Source organism: Hyphomonas sp. (genome assembly GCF_040882205.1).
Classification (GTDB): domain Bacteria; phylum Pseudomonadota; class Alphaproteobacteria; order Caulobacterales; family Hyphomonadaceae; genus Hyphomonas.
On sequence record NZ_JBBEBT010000298.1, the window covers coordinates 1 to 13940 of the forward strand.

14 protein-coding genes and 1 pseudogene are annotated in these 13940 nt (G+C 63.3%); 10 read left to right on the top strand and 5 right to left on the bottom strand.

Going from position 1 to position 13940, the window contains the following annotated elements; genetic code table 11:
- The 3 genes from WEA77_RS12725 to WEA77_RS12735 all read right to left on the bottom strand — a co-directional run.
- A partial coding sequence (locus WEA77_RS12725; RefSeq protein ID WP_368068256.1) for an ATP-binding cassette domain-containing protein occupies nt 1–775 on the bottom strand: 775 nt, incomplete at its 3' end.
- An 88-nt stretch (nt 776–863) separates the two neighbouring features.
- Nucleotides 864–1166 carry a YciI family protein gene (locus WEA77_RS12730; protein ID WP_368068257.1) on the bottom strand — a complete coding sequence of 101 codons (303 nt, stop codon included), beginning with the start codon at nt 1164–1166 and terminating at the stop codon, nt 864–866.
- A gap of 4 nt (nt 1167–1170) precedes the next feature.
- A complete protein-coding gene (locus WEA77_RS12735) occupies nt 1171–2103 on the bottom strand; it encodes a hypothetical protein (RefSeq protein ID WP_368068258.1) in 933 nt (310 codons plus the stop codon).
- A gap of 142 nt (nt 2104–2245) precedes the next feature.
- Between WEA77_RS12735 and WEA77_RS12740 the strand changes: the two genes are divergently transcribed.
- The 4 genes from WEA77_RS12740 (at nt 2246) to WEA77_RS12755 (ending at nt 6615) form a co-directional block, all read left to right on the top strand.
- Complete coding sequence (locus WEA77_RS12740; RefSeq protein ID WP_368068259.1) at nt 2246–2668, top strand: DUF1330 domain-containing protein; 423 nt, start codon at nt 2246–2248, stop codon at nt 2666–2668.
- Nucleotides 2665–3657, top strand: a complete 993-nt coding sequence (locus tag WEA77_RS12745; RefSeq protein WP_368068260.1) for a glutathione S-transferase C-terminal domain-containing protein — start codon at nt 2665–2667, stop codon at nt 3655–3657. The genes WEA77_RS12740 and WEA77_RS12745 overlap by 4 nt, the downstream gene beginning before the upstream one ends.
- A complete protein-coding gene (locus WEA77_RS12750; protein WP_368068261.1) occupies nt 3654–4760 on the top strand; it encodes a cystathionine gamma-lyase in 1107 nt (368 codons plus the stop codon). The genes WEA77_RS12745 and WEA77_RS12750 overlap by 4 nt, the downstream gene beginning before the upstream one ends.
- Before the next feature lie 79 nt (nt 4761–4839).
- The gene (locus WEA77_RS12755; RefSeq protein ID WP_368068262.1) at nt 4840–6615 is read left to right on the top strand and encodes a carboxylesterase/lipase family protein; all 1776 of its coding nucleotides are present in this window, start codon (nt 4840–4842) and stop codon (nt 6613–6615) included.
- On the opposite strand, the gene WEA77_RS12760 is transcribed toward WEA77_RS12755, so the two are convergent.
- Nucleotides 6601–7068 carry a GAF domain-containing protein gene (locus tag WEA77_RS12760; protein ID WP_368068263.1) on the bottom strand — a complete coding sequence of 156 codons (468 nt, stop codon included), beginning with the start codon at nt 7066–7068 and terminating at the stop codon, nt 6601–6603. The genes WEA77_RS12755 and WEA77_RS12760 overlap by 15 nt on opposite strands.
- Nucleotides 7069–7207: 139 nt before the next feature.
- On the opposite strand from WEA77_RS12760, the gene WEA77_RS12765 reads away from it, so the two are divergent.
- From WEA77_RS12765 to WEA77_RS12790, 6 genes are read left to right on the top strand one after another with little or no spacing between them, the layout of a single operon-like run.
- On the top strand, nt 7208–7999 hold the full coding sequence (locus WEA77_RS12765; RefSeq protein WP_368068264.1) for a hypothetical protein: 792 nt from the start codon (nt 7208–7210) through the stop codon (nt 7997–7999).
- A complete protein-coding gene (locus WEA77_RS12770; RefSeq protein ID WP_368068265.1) occupies nt 7996–9222 on the top strand; it encodes a DUF4350 domain-containing protein in 1227 nt (408 codons plus the stop codon). Before WEA77_RS12765 ends, WEA77_RS12770 begins: the two co-directional genes overlap by 4 nt.
- Nucleotides 9209–10165, top strand: a complete 957-nt coding sequence (locus tag WEA77_RS12775) for an AAA family ATPase (RefSeq protein ID WP_368068266.1) — start codon at nt 9209–9211, stop codon at nt 10163–10165. The genes WEA77_RS12770 and WEA77_RS12775 overlap by 14 nt, the downstream gene beginning before the upstream one ends.
- A complete protein-coding gene (locus WEA77_RS12780) occupies nt 10162–11475 on the top strand; it encodes a DUF58 domain-containing protein (RefSeq protein WP_368068267.1) in 1314 nt (437 codons plus the stop codon). Before WEA77_RS12775 ends, WEA77_RS12780 begins: the two co-directional genes overlap by 4 nt.
- Nucleotides 11472–12473 (top strand): stage II sporulation protein M, encoded by a 1002-nt coding sequence (locus WEA77_RS12785; protein WP_368068268.1) that lies wholly within the window; start codon nt 11472–11474, stop codon nt 12471–12473. Before WEA77_RS12780 ends, WEA77_RS12785 begins: the two co-directional genes overlap by 4 nt.
- Nucleotides 12470–13426, top strand: coding sequence for an RDD family protein (locus tag WEA77_RS12790; protein WP_368068269.1), 957 nt, complete (start codon nt 12470–12472; stop codon nt 13424–13426). Before WEA77_RS12785 ends, WEA77_RS12790 begins: the two co-directional genes overlap by 4 nt.
- Before the next feature lie 5 nt (nt 13427–13431).
- Here WEA77_RS12790 and WEA77_RS12795 read toward each other — a convergent pair.
- A pseudogene (locus WEA77_RS12795) lies at nt 13432–13940 on the bottom strand (hypothetical protein); the annotation flags it as partial.

Below are 13940 nucleotides of genomic sequence, written 5' to 3' on the forward strand. Positions count from 1 at the left end.
GCGCTTCCTGCTTCATGCGTTTGGCCTTCTGTTCGACCCAGCCGGAATAGTTGCCCTGGAACGGGTTGCCGCGGCCGCGGTCGAGTTCGAGGATCCAGTTGGTGATATCGTCGAGGAAGTAGCGGTCATGGGTGACGAGGATGACGCAGCCGGCGAAGTTGATCAGGTAGTTCTGAAGCCAGCCGACGGTTTCGGCGTCGAGGTGGTTGGTCGGTTCATCCATCAGGATCATGTCGGGTTTTGACAGGAGCAGCTGGCAGATGGCGACGCGGCGGACTTCGCCGCCAGACAGCGTCGTGACGTCGGCGTCGTTTTCCGGGCACCGCAGGGCGTTCATCGCCATCTCGATCTTGGAATCGATGTCCCAGGCATCGGCAGCGTCGATCCGCTCCTGCAGTCTGGTCATCTCTTCCATGAGCTCGTCGGAATAGTCGTCTCCGAGCTTCATCGAGATTTCGTTGAACTGGTCGACCATCATCTTTTCCGGGCAAGTCGCAGCGATGTTCTCGAAGACGTTCTTGGTGGGATCGAGCTTTGGTTCCTGAGGGAGGTAGCCGACCTTTACGCCGTCAGCGGCCCAGGCCTCGCCGACGAAGTCCTTGTCGACGCCGGCCATGATGCGCAGCAGGGTCGATTTACCCGAGCCATTGACGCCCACGACACCGATCTTGGCGCTCGGCAGGAAACTCAGGTGGATGTTCTCGAACACCTTCTTGCCGCCGGGATAGGCCTTCGTGAGGCCCTGCATGTGAAAGACGTATTGGGGACCGGCCATGGGCGGAGGTTCCTTCGTGGACATGGAATTGGGATCAGCGGGCGATGTGGCGCGCCGCGCGGGGAAGATCAAGCAAGAAGGTGAGGTGTCAGGTTTCCGGGAGGAGCAGCGACAGGATCGGGAAAACGTCCCGGCGGAAGCCGATGTTGGACAGGCCGACCGGGTGTGCCTGCCCCCAGCTCATCGCGGTGGGGGCGTCCGGGGCGTCGGCGACGGCGAAGCCCCAGGCGCCGGAGGGGTCGTTGACCGGGCCGGCGGCGAGGAGTTCGCCCACCCCGATCAGGACCCGGATATCGCTCGCATGGCGGCCCATGGCTTGCGTTTCGGCGGGGGTGGCATCGCTCAGGAAGGTGGCGCGGGGAGGGATCAGTTTCATCATGAACCAGGCCATGGGATCAGTTCCGGAAGCCTTCGGTGAGATGGCCGTCGGCGATGAGGCCGACGATCAGGTTGCCGTCATGGGCTGGGATGACGATCAGGTCCGGATTGGTGGCCATCAGGTCGTGCAGGGCGCGCAGCTGGGCCTTGACGGCGGCGCGGTCCTCGTTGGGATCGAAGATCATATACTGGGTCAGCACGGGGCGTGTGGTGAGCATTTCCACCGCATCAAGAGACCACGCGACATCCCCGATCAGCAGGGTTTCGCGGCCGTCCCGGGTGCGGATGAAGACCAGTTGGCTGCCGGGCGTATGGCCGGGGGCCGGGACAATCACCACGCCGGGGGCGACCAGCTGAACGGTGCCGTCGAGGCGGGGCGCCAGGTTTGCAATGGCGGGGTCAAGCGTGCCGCGGGCGAAGACCGCAAGTGCCGCGATCTGGGGCGCGTTTAGCACGAGGCGGGGCGCGAGGGCGGCGGGGTCCGGGTGGCGCGCGACGGCCATGACGTGATCCAGATGCTCGTGGGTGATCAGCACCTGATCGGCGGCGAGCATGGCGGCGAGGAGCGTTTCATAGGCGGGTTCGTCGAAGGCCCAGTCGGCTTCGGATTGTTTCATGCCGATGGCGGTGTCGGCGTCGACCGCGCCGTCGATGACCAGCGTGCGGTCCGGCCAGACGATCTGGATAGAATTGTAGGTGGTGTTCCAGTCGGTGCCGAAGCCGCCGGCGCGGGCGGCGAAGCCGGGCGCCTTGTCGCGGCCGACTTCGAGCACGCGGATTTCGGTTGGCAGGGTGGAGGCATCTTCCGGCATGAGTGCGCGCCAGTCTTCGACGGCGAACAGGCCGGGCGCGGTTTCGGGCGCTTTGGAGTCGGCGATCAGAAGCCACCAGGCTGCGCCGAGAATGACGGCCATAAGCGCTGCGGCAACGAGGAAGATGGTGCGAAGCATGTGTCGGCCCTCCTGTGGACAAAGGTGAGAAAATCACACCCAGGTTTCAAAAGGGAAGAAAAATCGATACACCATGGCCCGTACCCGAAGGTGACAGGGCCGCAATCCGGGCTAGTGTCGGCCATCACACGGAGACGCCGCAATGCCTGCTTTCCAGCCAACCGCCGCGCAGTTCCGCGCCTTCCGGAACGATCCGCATGACGGGCCCGTGGCGCAGGTGAACCTGCTGAAATTCCGTATCAAGGCGGAATACAAGCCTGGCGACCCCGAGCATGGACAAGACATCAGCGGGCGGGAAGCCTATGCACGCTATTCGGAGGCGTTTACGGCGGCGATGGTGGACCTGGGCGGGGTCACCCTGCTGCTGGGTGACACCGAGCGCTACTTCATCGGCGGCGGGGACTGGGACGGGGTGCTGGTGAACCATTTCCCGAACCGGCAGGCCTTCATCGCCGCACTGAACCACAGGGACTACAACGAAATGGCGCGTCACCGGGAGGCCGGCCTGCTCTGCCAGGAGCTGATCGTGACGCGGCCAACATGGGCGGGAGGACAAAAGGCATGAGCCGATATGATGTCTATGGCGCGCTGGGCTCGCCCTACTCGCTCAAAGTTCGGGCGGCGCTGCGGGCCAAGCGTTTGCCGCATACCTGGACTGGGATGACGGCGGAGGACCGCGGCCGGGTTATGCCGAACGTGAAGGCGAAGGTGATCCCGTTGATCCGCACGCCGGACGGCAGCTGGACGAATGACTCGACGCCTTTCCTGCTTGGCCTTGAAGGCGAAGGCCGGGCGTTGGTGCCGACCGATCCGAGGCTTCGTTTCGTCTGCCTGCTGATTGAGGACATGGCGGATGAATGGTTCATGAAGGCGATGTTCCATTATCGCTGGTTCTATCCCGAGGACGCCAAATGGTGCGCCAACTGGCTGATGTTCGACTCGCTGCCGAATGCGGGGCGCGAGGGCGTTGAGCGCAATGCGGAGATGATCCGCTCACGGCAGATTTCGCGGATGGCGCTGGTAGGTTGCACGCCGGAGACGGCGCCGGTAATTGAGGCAAGCTGGAAGCGGACGTGCAAGGCGCTGGAAGCGATGGCGACAGGGCCGACGCGGTTCCTGTTCGGCGACCGCATCTCGCTGGCGGACATTGCGCTCTACGGGCAGCTGAAGGTGATGAGCGTGGACCCGACTCCAATGGCCTGGTTGCGGGAGGACACGCCTTACCTCTATCGCTGGCTGGACCTTGCCGATGATGCCAGCGGGCTGGACGGCGAATGGCTGGAGCCTGGCGCGGCGATTGCGACGGCGCCGGTGAAGGCCCTGCTGGCGCAGGCGGGGGACACCTACCTGCCCTTCCTGCAAGCCAATGCAAACGCGCTGGCGGGGGGGCAAGAAAGCTTCGAAGTGACGCTGGAACACCAGCGCTATAGGCAAAGCGTGTTCAAGTATCAGGCGAAGTGCCTCGACACGCTGCGGGCGGGCTGGAACGCGCTCGGCGCAGATGATAGAGCCGCTTTGCGCGGACCGATTGGCGAAGGAGCCGGGATTCTTTGACTAACCCCTATTCCCCGATTTCACGCCTGCTGCATCATCGCACGCAGCGCATTTCCAAAGGCGAGCCGGCGGCCTTGCCGATCATCGCTTCGTCGACCTTCCACCAGCCGGGCGATCCGGACGGCACGCATTTCTATGGCCGCAACGGCAACCCGACGGTCGAGGAAGTGGAAGAGGAAATCGGCATCATCGAGGATGCCGATGTGGTGCTGTTTCCCTCCGGCATGTCGGCAATTGCATCAGTGTTCTATGCGCACCTGCGCCCCGGTGACCGTATGCTGGTGCATTCAGATGGCTACTACAATGCGCGCGCGCTTCTGGCGGCGCAGCTGGAGCCGATGGGCGTGCATGTGCAGGCTGTGGCCACAGCAGATTTCGCGGCGGCGGATTTCACAGGCGTGAAGCTGGCGCTGATCGAGACCCCTTCAAACCCGGGACTAGACGTGTGCGACATTGCGGCGGTAGCGGCGAAAGCCAAGTCGGCGGGGACGATCCTTGTGGCCGATAACACAACCGCTTCGCCGCTGTGCCAGCGCCCGCTTGATCTGGGAGCGGACATTTCGGTGATGGCCGATACCAAGGCGATGGCGGGGCATTCAGATATCCTGGCCGGGCACGTGGCAAGCCGCAACGGGGCGCTGATGGCGCCCGTGCGGACCTGGCGGCGCCTGGCGGGCGCAGTTGTGAGCCCGTTCGATGCTTACCTGCTGCACCGGGGGCTGGAGACACTCGAACTGCGGGTGGCGCGGGCGAACGCCAATGCGATGGCGATTGCAACGGCGCTCAGCGGTGATCCGCGCGTGAGCGGGCTGCGCTATCCCGGACTTGCGGGCGATCCGGCGCACGCGGTCGCGCGTCGGCAGATGAAGGGCTATGGCCCGATCGTCAGCTTCTGCCTCGAGAGCCGGGAAGCGGCGGAAGGGTTCATCGAGCGCCATCCGCTGGCGGCGGCGGCGACCAGCTTCGGCGGCGTGCATTCCAGCGCAGAGTGCCGGATCCGGTGGGGCGATCGCGTGCCAGCCGGGTTTATCCGCTTTGCCTGCGGGGTCGAGCCGGTCGCAGACCTCGTGGCGGCGACCCTCGCGGCGCTTGATAAGCCCTGAATTTCCCGTCCTGCGGACTGTTCATGACAGCCGGGCCGCGTTCGTATATTGCTGTCAACCCGGGCCCGGGAAACTCACCATGCGTCGCTTAAGTATAGTCCTGTTCTTTATTCTGGCGGCAGCGGCAGCCTATGGCTGGTTTACGCTGCGCCAACCTCCGAAGCCGTTGGAAATTTCGGAGCCTGTCCGGATCCATCAGGGCATCGTGATTGGCGGCATCGACCGCCACAATTCTGATATCCGCTTATTCAACGCCATCCCCTATGCCTCTGCCAGGCGCTGGAGCCCGCCGGCTCCGCCGCCGCAATGGGGCGCGACCTCGCGCGATACGCGCGAATTCGGGCCGGAGTGCATCCAGCCGCGCACCAGGTATGGCAGCTTCGTCAACCAGATCATCGATGGCCTCGGCCTTTCGTTCATCGAGCGCGTGGGCGCCCGGATAGCCATCTCGGCGCAGGCGACGCCGCCGGAATCGGAAGACTGCCTGCTGCTGAACGTACGCACGGGCAATCTGAAGGGCACGGAAAAGCAGCCGGTCATGGTGTGGCTGCATGGCGGCGCACACCAGTATGGCTCGGGCTCGCAGTCGATTTACCAATCCAATGCCCTGGTAGAGAAAGGTTTGGTGCTGGTCACCATCAACTACCGGCTGGGCGCCTTCGGATATCTGGCCCACCCTGCCCTGACCGAGGAAACCGGCACGTCCGGCAATTATGGTCTGCTGGATCAGGCGGCGGCGCTCATCTGGGTGCGTGACAATATCGCGGCCTTTGGCGGCGATCCGCAGAATGTCACGGTCTTCGGCGAGAGCGCAGGCGCTCAGTCGATCACGGAATTGATGGCGCTACCCTCGGCGGACGGGCTCTTCCACAAGGTGATCCTGCAAAGCGGTGCCAGCACGGGCAACATGCTGCACCTGAAACGCTCGCCCTTCCCCGGCATCCTGAGCGCCGAGGAAGCCGGTATGGAATTCCTCTCCACACTGGCCCCGCCGGCGGCAACCGCAAAGGATCTGCGCGCGATTCCGGCGGCGGCGATCATCTCGCGCTCGGATGCGCGCGGCGATCTCAACGGCTATTTCCTGCCGGTCGTGGATGGCCGCCTGATGCCACGCGCCATCGGCGCTGCATTCCGAGATGGCGACGTGCCGAGCGTGCCGATGATTGCCGGTTACAATGCCGACGAGGCCTCGCTGTTCTATGACACGATCCGGTCGCCCACGATTGTCCGCCCACAGATTACCGGGACGCTGGAGGAACGTGAGAAGGCGCTGGCCGAAGTGTTCGGCCAGAACCCCGCCAAGGCGCTACAGGCCCTGTATGAAATGGACTCGCTGGAAAAATGGGACAAAGGCGCAATTGACATGTTGGGCGATGACATGTTCGGCGTGCACATGCGCTTCACCGGGCGCCAGAATGCCCAGTCCGGTGCGCCGACCTACCTCTATCACTTCACGCGCGTGCCGCCTTCGGGAAAGCAGACCATCGGTGCCTTCCACGCCGCCGAGATTTCGTTCGTATTCGACAGCCATCTGCGCGGCATGAAGCTGACCGCCGGTGACCGAAAGCTGACGGACCGGATGGGCAATTACTGGGCGAACTTTGCGCGGACGGGAAATCCGAACGCAGAAGGCCTGCCCGAATGGCCGGTGACGACGCCGCAAGCAGATACCTGGCTGAAGCTGGACGCCGTGCCCGAGCCGATCGAGGGTCTGCGCGCCCGAAAGCTCGACATTCTGGAAGAGGCCCTTGGCGAGCGCATTGAGGCGATGGCGGGTCTGCCGCCTGCCCCGCCCCCGCCGCCGGAACCGGAAACGCTGGAAACCGTGGGTTCACGATCCCTAGGCGGTGAGTAGGATCCGGCAGATTTCTGTCAGGCCGGCCTGATCCACGGCGTCGAAGGCGTCATGTTCGGTCGAGTCGACATCCAGCACGCCGGCGAAGCTGCCATCCGGCTTGAACACCGGCACGACGATTTCCGAGTTCGAGGCAGAGTCGCAGGCTATGTGGCCGGGAAATTCGTGGACGTCCGGCACGATGATCGGCGCGCGAGTGGCCGCGACATGGCCGCAGACGCCTTTTCCAAACGGAATGCGCAGGCAGCCGAGCGTGCCCTGGTAGGGGCCGACGACGAGTTCATTCGGCTTCAGCGGGTCGACGAGATAGAACCCGGTCCAGAAGAAACGGGGCTTGAAGGCAAGTGTGAGCAGGCACGCCGCGCTCGCATAGCGCGCGGTTTCGGAGGTTTCGCCAGCCACGACACTGGCGATCTCTTCGGTTAGCTGGCGATATGCCTCGGCCTTGTCCATACCCTGCCTCTCTGCGGTCACCCGGCGCCTGTACCTCCACAGGGCACTTCACCGCAAGTGCCCGTTGAAGAGGGCCGCGTCCTCTGAAATAGTCCATGCTCGGGAGGTAAGGCAGAATCGCGAGGAGGGTCGGTCCCTGATGAACAGGTTGAGGACGCCTCTGGGTGCACTGGGCCTCTGCCTGTTGCTTGCGTTTCCGGCCTTTGCCCAATCCGAACATGACGTGCCCTCGGGCGAGCCTCTCGTGTTCGATGAAGTCGAGGTGTTCGCGGACGAAGAGAGCGCCGCTATCGGCGCCATTCAAACCGACCTCGCGGCGGTGGACCGCGCGCACCGGGCCTACCTGGCCGACGGTGTGCTACAGCTGGAGCGGCCGGAAGAAGAAATAGAAGTAACCCCGCCCCCCAAGGACCCGGGCTGGCTGAGGGCTTTCGGCAACTTCCTGCAGGCGCTGGGGCCAGTTTTCCAGATCGTGTTCTGGATCGCCGCCGCGCTGGTCGTTGCGGGGTTGCTCTACTTCCTGTTCGGGGAGGCGATACGGCTGCGCATTGGGGGCAAGAAGGAAGCAAGGGACAAGTCTGCGGACGATGTTCTTGTGGATCTGCGCCCCGACGCTGCGGCGGCCCGCTCGCTGATCGAAGAGGCCGATGCGCTCGCACGGCAGGGACGGTTTGCAGAGGCGGTGCATCTCCTCCTCTTCCGCTCCATCGAAGACATTCAGGAGCGCGTCGAAGGCGGCGTGCCCACTTCGCTGACAGCGCGCGAGATTGCCGGGCTGGGCAAGCTGCCGGAACGGGCGCGTCGCGGGCTGAAACCGATCATCATGGTGGTGGAACGCAGCTTCTTCGGCGGACGGGCGGTAGACGCCGATGGTTGGCAGGAAGCGCGCCGCAGCTATGAAGACTTTGCCTTCGGCGAGGGCTGGGCATGAGGGCACCGCAGGCGTCGTCCTCGCCCTTTTCGGCGCGCGTTGTCGCGGTCCTCATTGGCGTAGCGGCGATCTCGTTCGGCGCGGTTCTGGTGATGGCCGGGTGGGCGCCGGAATTGCGCGACCGTAACCAGGCGGGCGACCATCCCTATTCAACATCTGCGCTCGGCTATAACGGGCTCGTGCGACTGCTGGAAGGCGCGGGCTATCCGGTCGAGGTCTCGCGGCTTGAGAGCGCTTTGGACTCGCGTGACTGGGGCATGATGATCCTCACGCTGCCGGCCTATGGCAGTCTGAACTTGCTCGAAGACAGCCGCCTGCAGCCGACAACGCTGGCGGTGCTGCCGAAGTGGTGGGGACGGACGGACCCTCTCAATCCGGCGCGCCAGGCAGACACGCGCTTCATCGAAGCCCGGGCGCTGAATGACGAGCTGAGCGAGATCTATCCGAATGCGGAGATTTTACGTGTGCCGCCGCCGCGCGAGGTCGACACGCCATTCGGCGCGGTGGCGATCAAACCGGATGTCGTGCTGCAGCTGATCCGCGATCCATCTCTGGAAACCGTGATCGGCACCGATGGCGGCGCCTTGCTGGCTTATGACGAGACGCGCAGCTTCTATATCCTAAGCGATCCGGACTTGCTGAACACGTTCGGCCTCGCGCAGCGCGAGAATGCGCGCTTCGCCTTGCAGCTGGTGGATTACCTTCGCTACGATCGCGCTGAACCAATCTTTCTGGACGCAACCCTGCACGGGTTCGAGCGGTCCGAGAACCTGCTGAAGATGATGTTCAGTGTGCCCTATATTGGCGTGACGCTTGTAGCGCTGGCTGCTGTGATGCTGCTCGGCTGGGCCGCAACGATCCGGTTCGGGCCGCCGCGCACGGAAGAACGTGCCATTGCACTCGGCAAACAGGCGCTGGCCGACAATTCAGCGGGCCTCGTCACCATGGCGCGGCGTGAGGCGCGAATGGCTCCCGGCTTTCTCGCCCTGGTGCGCCGGCGTCTTGCCCGCGAAATCGGCGCGCCGCGCACGCTGACCGAAGCACAGGTGTCCGACATGTTTGACCGGCTGGGGCCGGATACGGAAACGGGCCGCGTCTTTTCGCAAATGGAGGCGGAGCTGAAAGAGCCCGCCGCAAGCCGCGATGACCTGCTCGCCAAAGCGCGGGTACTCTATCGCTGGCGCAAGGAAATCATCAGGAGGACACGACATGAGCGTATCTGATATCCGCAACCTCGCCGACCGCATACGCACGCAAGTGCGCAAGGCGATCATCGGGCAGGACGCCACCTTGGACCTTCTGCTGGTCGCGCTGTTTTCATCCGGACACGTCCTTCTGGAAGGCGCGCCGGGCACAGCGAAGACTTTGCTGGCGCAGTGTTTCTCCAAGGCCATCTCGCTGCAATTCGGCCGCATCCAGTTCACACCAGACCTGATGCCGGGCGATGTTCTGGGTACGAACCTGTTCAACTTCCAGACCAACCAGTTCAGCCTGACCAAGGGCCCAATCTTCACGGACATCCTGCTTGCCGACGAAATCAACCGGACGCCGCCAAAAACGCAGGCCGCGCTGCTGGAAGCGATGCAGGAGCGCAAAGTGACGATTGACGGCGTCAGTTATGTGCTGAACCCACGCTTCACGGTGATCGCGACGCAGAACCCGATTGAGCAGCAAGGGACCTATCCGTTACCGGAGGCGCAGCTCGACCGTTTCCTGTTCAAGCATACGCTGGACTATCCGAGCCGCGAGGAAGAGTTGCAGATCGTGTCACAGCACGGCACGCGGACCGGCATGAAAACGCCGGATGCGTTCGGAATTCAGCCGGTGATCTCGCCGGCCGAACTTGACGCGGCCGTTGATGCGGTCGCAGCAGCGCGCATCAATGAAGACATCATTGCGTACATCGTTGATCTCGTGCGCGCGACCCGCAACAGCCCGGCGCTGGAGACCGGCGCCAGCCCGCGCGCTGCAGCGGCGCTGGCTACGGCGGCCCGGGCGCGCGCCGCGCTTGACGGGCGCGACTTCGTGATCCCGGATGATGTGAAGAACCTCGCCCTACCCACCCTGCGCCACCGCGTGCTGCTCTCGCCCGCGGCAGACATAGAAGGTCGGACTACGGAGGAAACACTGCTCGGTATCATCGAACAGACGGCGGCGCCGCGGTGATCTCCCCAACCCTGCGCGCGATCTTCCTGATGCTGCTGGGGCTGCCGATCCTTGTGGCCATGGCGCTACTGGCGCCGAGCCTCTGGATTTTTTCGGCGGGCTGGATTGCGGGAGTTAGCGCGCTGATTGCGGTGGACACGCGTCTCAGCGCCTCGGTCCGGCATTATTCCGCAAAGGTTGAGGTGCCGCCTCTGCTTTATGTGGGCAGCGCGGATGAGCTGTCGCTGGAGCTTGGCTTTTTGTCCGGCCCGCTGCCGGAGCGGATCGAAATCCAGCTGGAAACCAATGCTGTGTTAGGCGTCTTGCCGCCGCAGGGTCTGCGCGGCTGGGAGGGGCGGAGCCGTTCGTACACGATCAGTGTGACGCCATCGCGCCGGGGCGTGGCGAAAATTGTGCAGCTGTGGAGCCGCTGGCAAGGGCCACTCGGCCTGATCCAGAAGCGGCATATCCAGAAGTTCGACCTCGACGTCCCGGTGACGCCTAATGTGCGCTGGGTACGCGATGAGGCCATCCGGCTGTTTTCGCGCGATGCGGAGTTCGGCATCAAGACACAGATCGAGCGCGGCGATGGCAGCGAGTTCGATGCGCTGCGCGAGTTTTCCTCCGGGATGGACCGGCGCGCTATAGACTGGAAACATTCGGCCCGCCACCGCCACCTGCTGGCTAAGGAATTCAAGACCGAGCGCAACCATAACATCGTGTTTGCCTTCGATACCGGGCGCCTGATGAGCGAGCCGCTGGCCGGCGTGCCGAAGATCGACCGGGCCGTGACGGCGGGCCTGCTGCTGACCTATGTCTCCCTGCGCAACGGCGACCGGGCAATGCTCTACGGTTTCTCCGCACGCCCAGGGCTCAACAGCGGCTTCCTGACGGGTACGAGCAGCTTTTCGAAGGCGCAGGCCATAGCGGCGGAGCTTGATTACTCAGACGACGAAGCAAATTTCACCCTCGCCCTGTCGAACCTCGGCGCGCAGCTGAAAAGGCGCAGCCTGATCATCATCTTCTCGGATTTTGTCGATACGATTTCGGCAGAACTGATGCTCGAGAACGTGAAGCGTCTCACCGACCGGCATCTCGTACTGTTTGCCACATTCGAGGATTCCGCGCTTTCCCAGATGGCGGATGCACCGCCCGACAGCGCCCAGGACGTTGCGCGGGCGGTGATCGCTGACACCCTGCTCGCGGAGCGGGATGTCGTGTTCCGCCGGTTGCAGCGCCTCGGCGTGCAGATCATCGAGACGACGCCGGAAGCCTTTAGCGCCGAACTCGTCTCGCGCTACCTACAGATCAAGCAGAGGGACATGCTTTGAGCGACCTTCTGAAATCCTACCGGTTCCGCGAAGAGCGCCAGGCCGATTGGCAACGCCTCGACCTGATCCTCACCAAGGCCGAGAATGGCGGCGTAAAAAACCTGTCGGACGAGCAGATGCTGGCCCTGCCCCGGCTCTACCGGCAGGCTGTGTCATCGCTGTCGGTGGCGCGGTCGATCTCGCTGGATCAGAACGTCATAAATTATCTCGAGAGCCTCTGCACGCGGTCCTACTTCTTCGTCTACGGCGCGCGTACGACGCTCGGCGAACGGATGATGATGTTTCTGCGGCAGGACTGGCCGGCAGCAGTGCGCCAATCGCTCTGGCCGACCCTGCTCGCGACCTTTTTCTTCTTCGGCGGCCTGGCGCTCGCATTTTTCCTGTGCCTGCAGGACATGGAGTGGTTCTGGACCTTCCATGGACAGAACTTCTTCGATGGACGCAATCCGGATGCGACGGCCGAGTACCTGCGCAGCACGATCTACATTGAGGAAGGTGATATCGGAGAGGGTCAGCTCACGGCCTTTTCGAGTTTCCTGTTCAACAACAATGCGCAGATCGCGCTGTTTGCATTTGCTCTCGGCTTTGCGTTCGGCATTCCGACAGCCTGGCTGCTTGTGTATAATGGTGTGATGATTGGCTCGATGTATGCGGTGTTCTGGGACAAGGGGCTCGGTTACGAATTCACCGGCTGGCTGATGATCCACGGGGTGACAGAACTTTTCGCCATCGTGCTAGCGGGCGCGGCCGGTTTTGTCATCGGCGGCGCAGTGGCCTTTCCGGGCGGGCGCACGCGGCTCGCCTCGGCGCGCGTGGCCGGCCAGAAGGCAGCGACGATGGCGATGGGGTGCGTCGTGATGCTGATCATCGCCGCGATCCTTGAAGGCTTTGGCCGACAGCTGATCAACTCGGATGTGGTCCGCTACGCTGTAGCCGGCAGTACGCTCGTCATCTGGCTTATTTATTTCTACATACCGCGGAAGGCGCCGGATGCATGACCGCCGCGCCGCCCCTCAAGCCTGTAGACACGACCCGCCGCCCCGGCCTCAGCATGGAGGCCGCCGTGCAGCGCCGCGCGCGTATGGCGGAGGAAATGCGCGTCTCCAAGATGGTGCGCCGCCTCGTAACACCGGAAGGTGCAGCCATCCAGCTACGCCTTGCGAGCGCCTCGGAACGGGCCGGGGCGTTCCTGATCGATATTGCCATCCAGTGGGCCATCGTCATCGCCACCGGCCTTGGCCTAAGCTTCATCATCGGCGCCCTCAGCCCGGGCAGCGCAAATGTCGCCTTTGCCTTTTGGCTTGTGTTCTTTTTCTTTGTACGAAACTTCTACTATATCTTCTTTGAGATCGGGCAACGCGCAGCGACGCCTGGAAAGCGCGTTCTTGGCCTGCGGGTTGCGGCGCGCGATGGGGGACGGCTGACGGCCAATTCAGTGCTCGCGCGCAACTTCATTCGCGAGATCGAGATCGGCCTGCCCTTCCAGTTCGCGATGATGGGCGGCGATCAGATGGGCGCATGGATGGGTCTGTTCGGGTTCATCTGGTCCGGGATTTTCCTGCTTTTCCCGATATTCAACAAGGACAAGATGAGGGTTGGTGACCTGATCGCGGGCACATGGGTGATCAAGGCGCCCAGAGCGAAGCTGATGCAGGATATCACCTCCGCCGCAGCCCGGCCCGAGACGAATTCGCGCTTCGCTTTTACACCTGCCCAAACCGAAGCCTACGGCATTCACGAACTACATGTTCTCGAAGATGTGCTCCGCCAGTCCACACCGGGAATCAAGGCTCAGGTTGCCTCACGTATCCGAACGAAGATCACCTGGACGCTAACCGAAGGCGAAACGGATCTTGAGTTCCTGGAAGCCTACTACGCCGCCCTGCGTCGCCGGCTGGAACAACGCATCCTGCTGGGCGACCGCAAGACTGATAAGTACGACGTGCGCTGACGGTATCAGGCGGGCGCTGTTTTGCCGCGCTCTTCCGGATAGATCGGAATCTTCAGGATGTGCTTCACGAGGCGTAACATCACTCCGGCTGAGATGGCGGGCCGCGCCATGAATACGCCGAAGGCTGCCGGAAGACTGCGCGCGCGCACGGCGTCGATGAGGCGCATCCACTGCAGGTCGATCAGCGACTGCGTCAGGTGTTCGCAAAGGGCTGCGCGGGCGCCGACTGGAAGGCCAGGCTCCGAAAGTAGCGCCTGGTCAGCCGCCACCACCTTCTCCATTGCCCTGGTGGGCACCGCCTTGGAGAGTGAACCTTCCCGGTTGAGCGCAATGTATCCGCACGGATCAATGACTTCGAGCCTTGCACCGGCCATCAGTGCACGCGCATAAAATTCGTAGTCTTCCGCAAGGCGCATGTCCTCGCGGAATTCCAGTCCGTGCTTGCGCAGGAAGGCCGTGCGCATCAGCGGCTTGAGGTATCCGATCTCGCGCCGGTAACCGGTATGCTTCAGGG

What these genes read in the sequence shown, in the direction of transcription:
- WEA77_RS12770 (WP_368068265.1), top strand. Translation starts at nt 7,996, where the DNA reads ATGAGGGCACCGCAGGCGTCGTCCTCGCCCTTTTCGGCGCGCGTTGTC.
- WEA77_RS12755 (WP_368068262.1), top strand. Translation starts at nt 4,840, where the DNA reads ATGCGTCGCTTAAGTATAGTCCTGTTCTTTATTCTGGCGGCAGCGGCA.
- WEA77_RS12735 (WP_368068258.1), bottom strand. Translation starts at nt 2,103, where the DNA reads ATGCTTCGCACCATCTTCCTCGTTGCCGCAGCGCTTATGGCCGTCATT.
- WEA77_RS12775 (WP_368068266.1), top strand. Translation starts at nt 9,209, where the DNA reads ATGAGCGTATCTGATATCCGCAACCTCGCCGACCGCATACGCACGCAA.
- WEA77_RS12740 (WP_368068259.1), top strand. Translation starts at nt 2,246, where the DNA reads ATGCCTGCTTTCCAGCCAACCGCCGCGCAGTTCCGCGCCTTCCGGAAC.
- WEA77_RS12730 (WP_368068257.1), bottom strand. Translation starts at nt 1,166, where the DNA reads ATGGCCTGGTTCATGATGAAACTGATCCCTCCCCGCGCCACCTTCCTG.
- WEA77_RS12765 (WP_368068264.1), top strand. Translation starts at nt 7,208, where the DNA reads ATGAACAGGTTGAGGACGCCTCTGGGTGCACTGGGCCTCTGCCTGTTG.
- WEA77_RS12790 (WP_368068269.1), top strand. Translation starts at nt 12,470, where the DNA reads ATGACCGCCGCGCCGCCCCTCAAGCCTGTAGACACGACCCGCCGCCCC.
- WEA77_RS12760 (WP_368068263.1), bottom strand. Translation starts at nt 7,068, where the DNA reads ATGGACAAGGCCGAGGCATATCGCCAGCTAACCGAAGAGATCGCCAGT.
- WEA77_RS12745 (WP_368068260.1), top strand. Translation starts at nt 2,665, where the DNA reads ATGAGCCGATATGATGTCTATGGCGCGCTGGGCTCGCCCTACTCGCTC.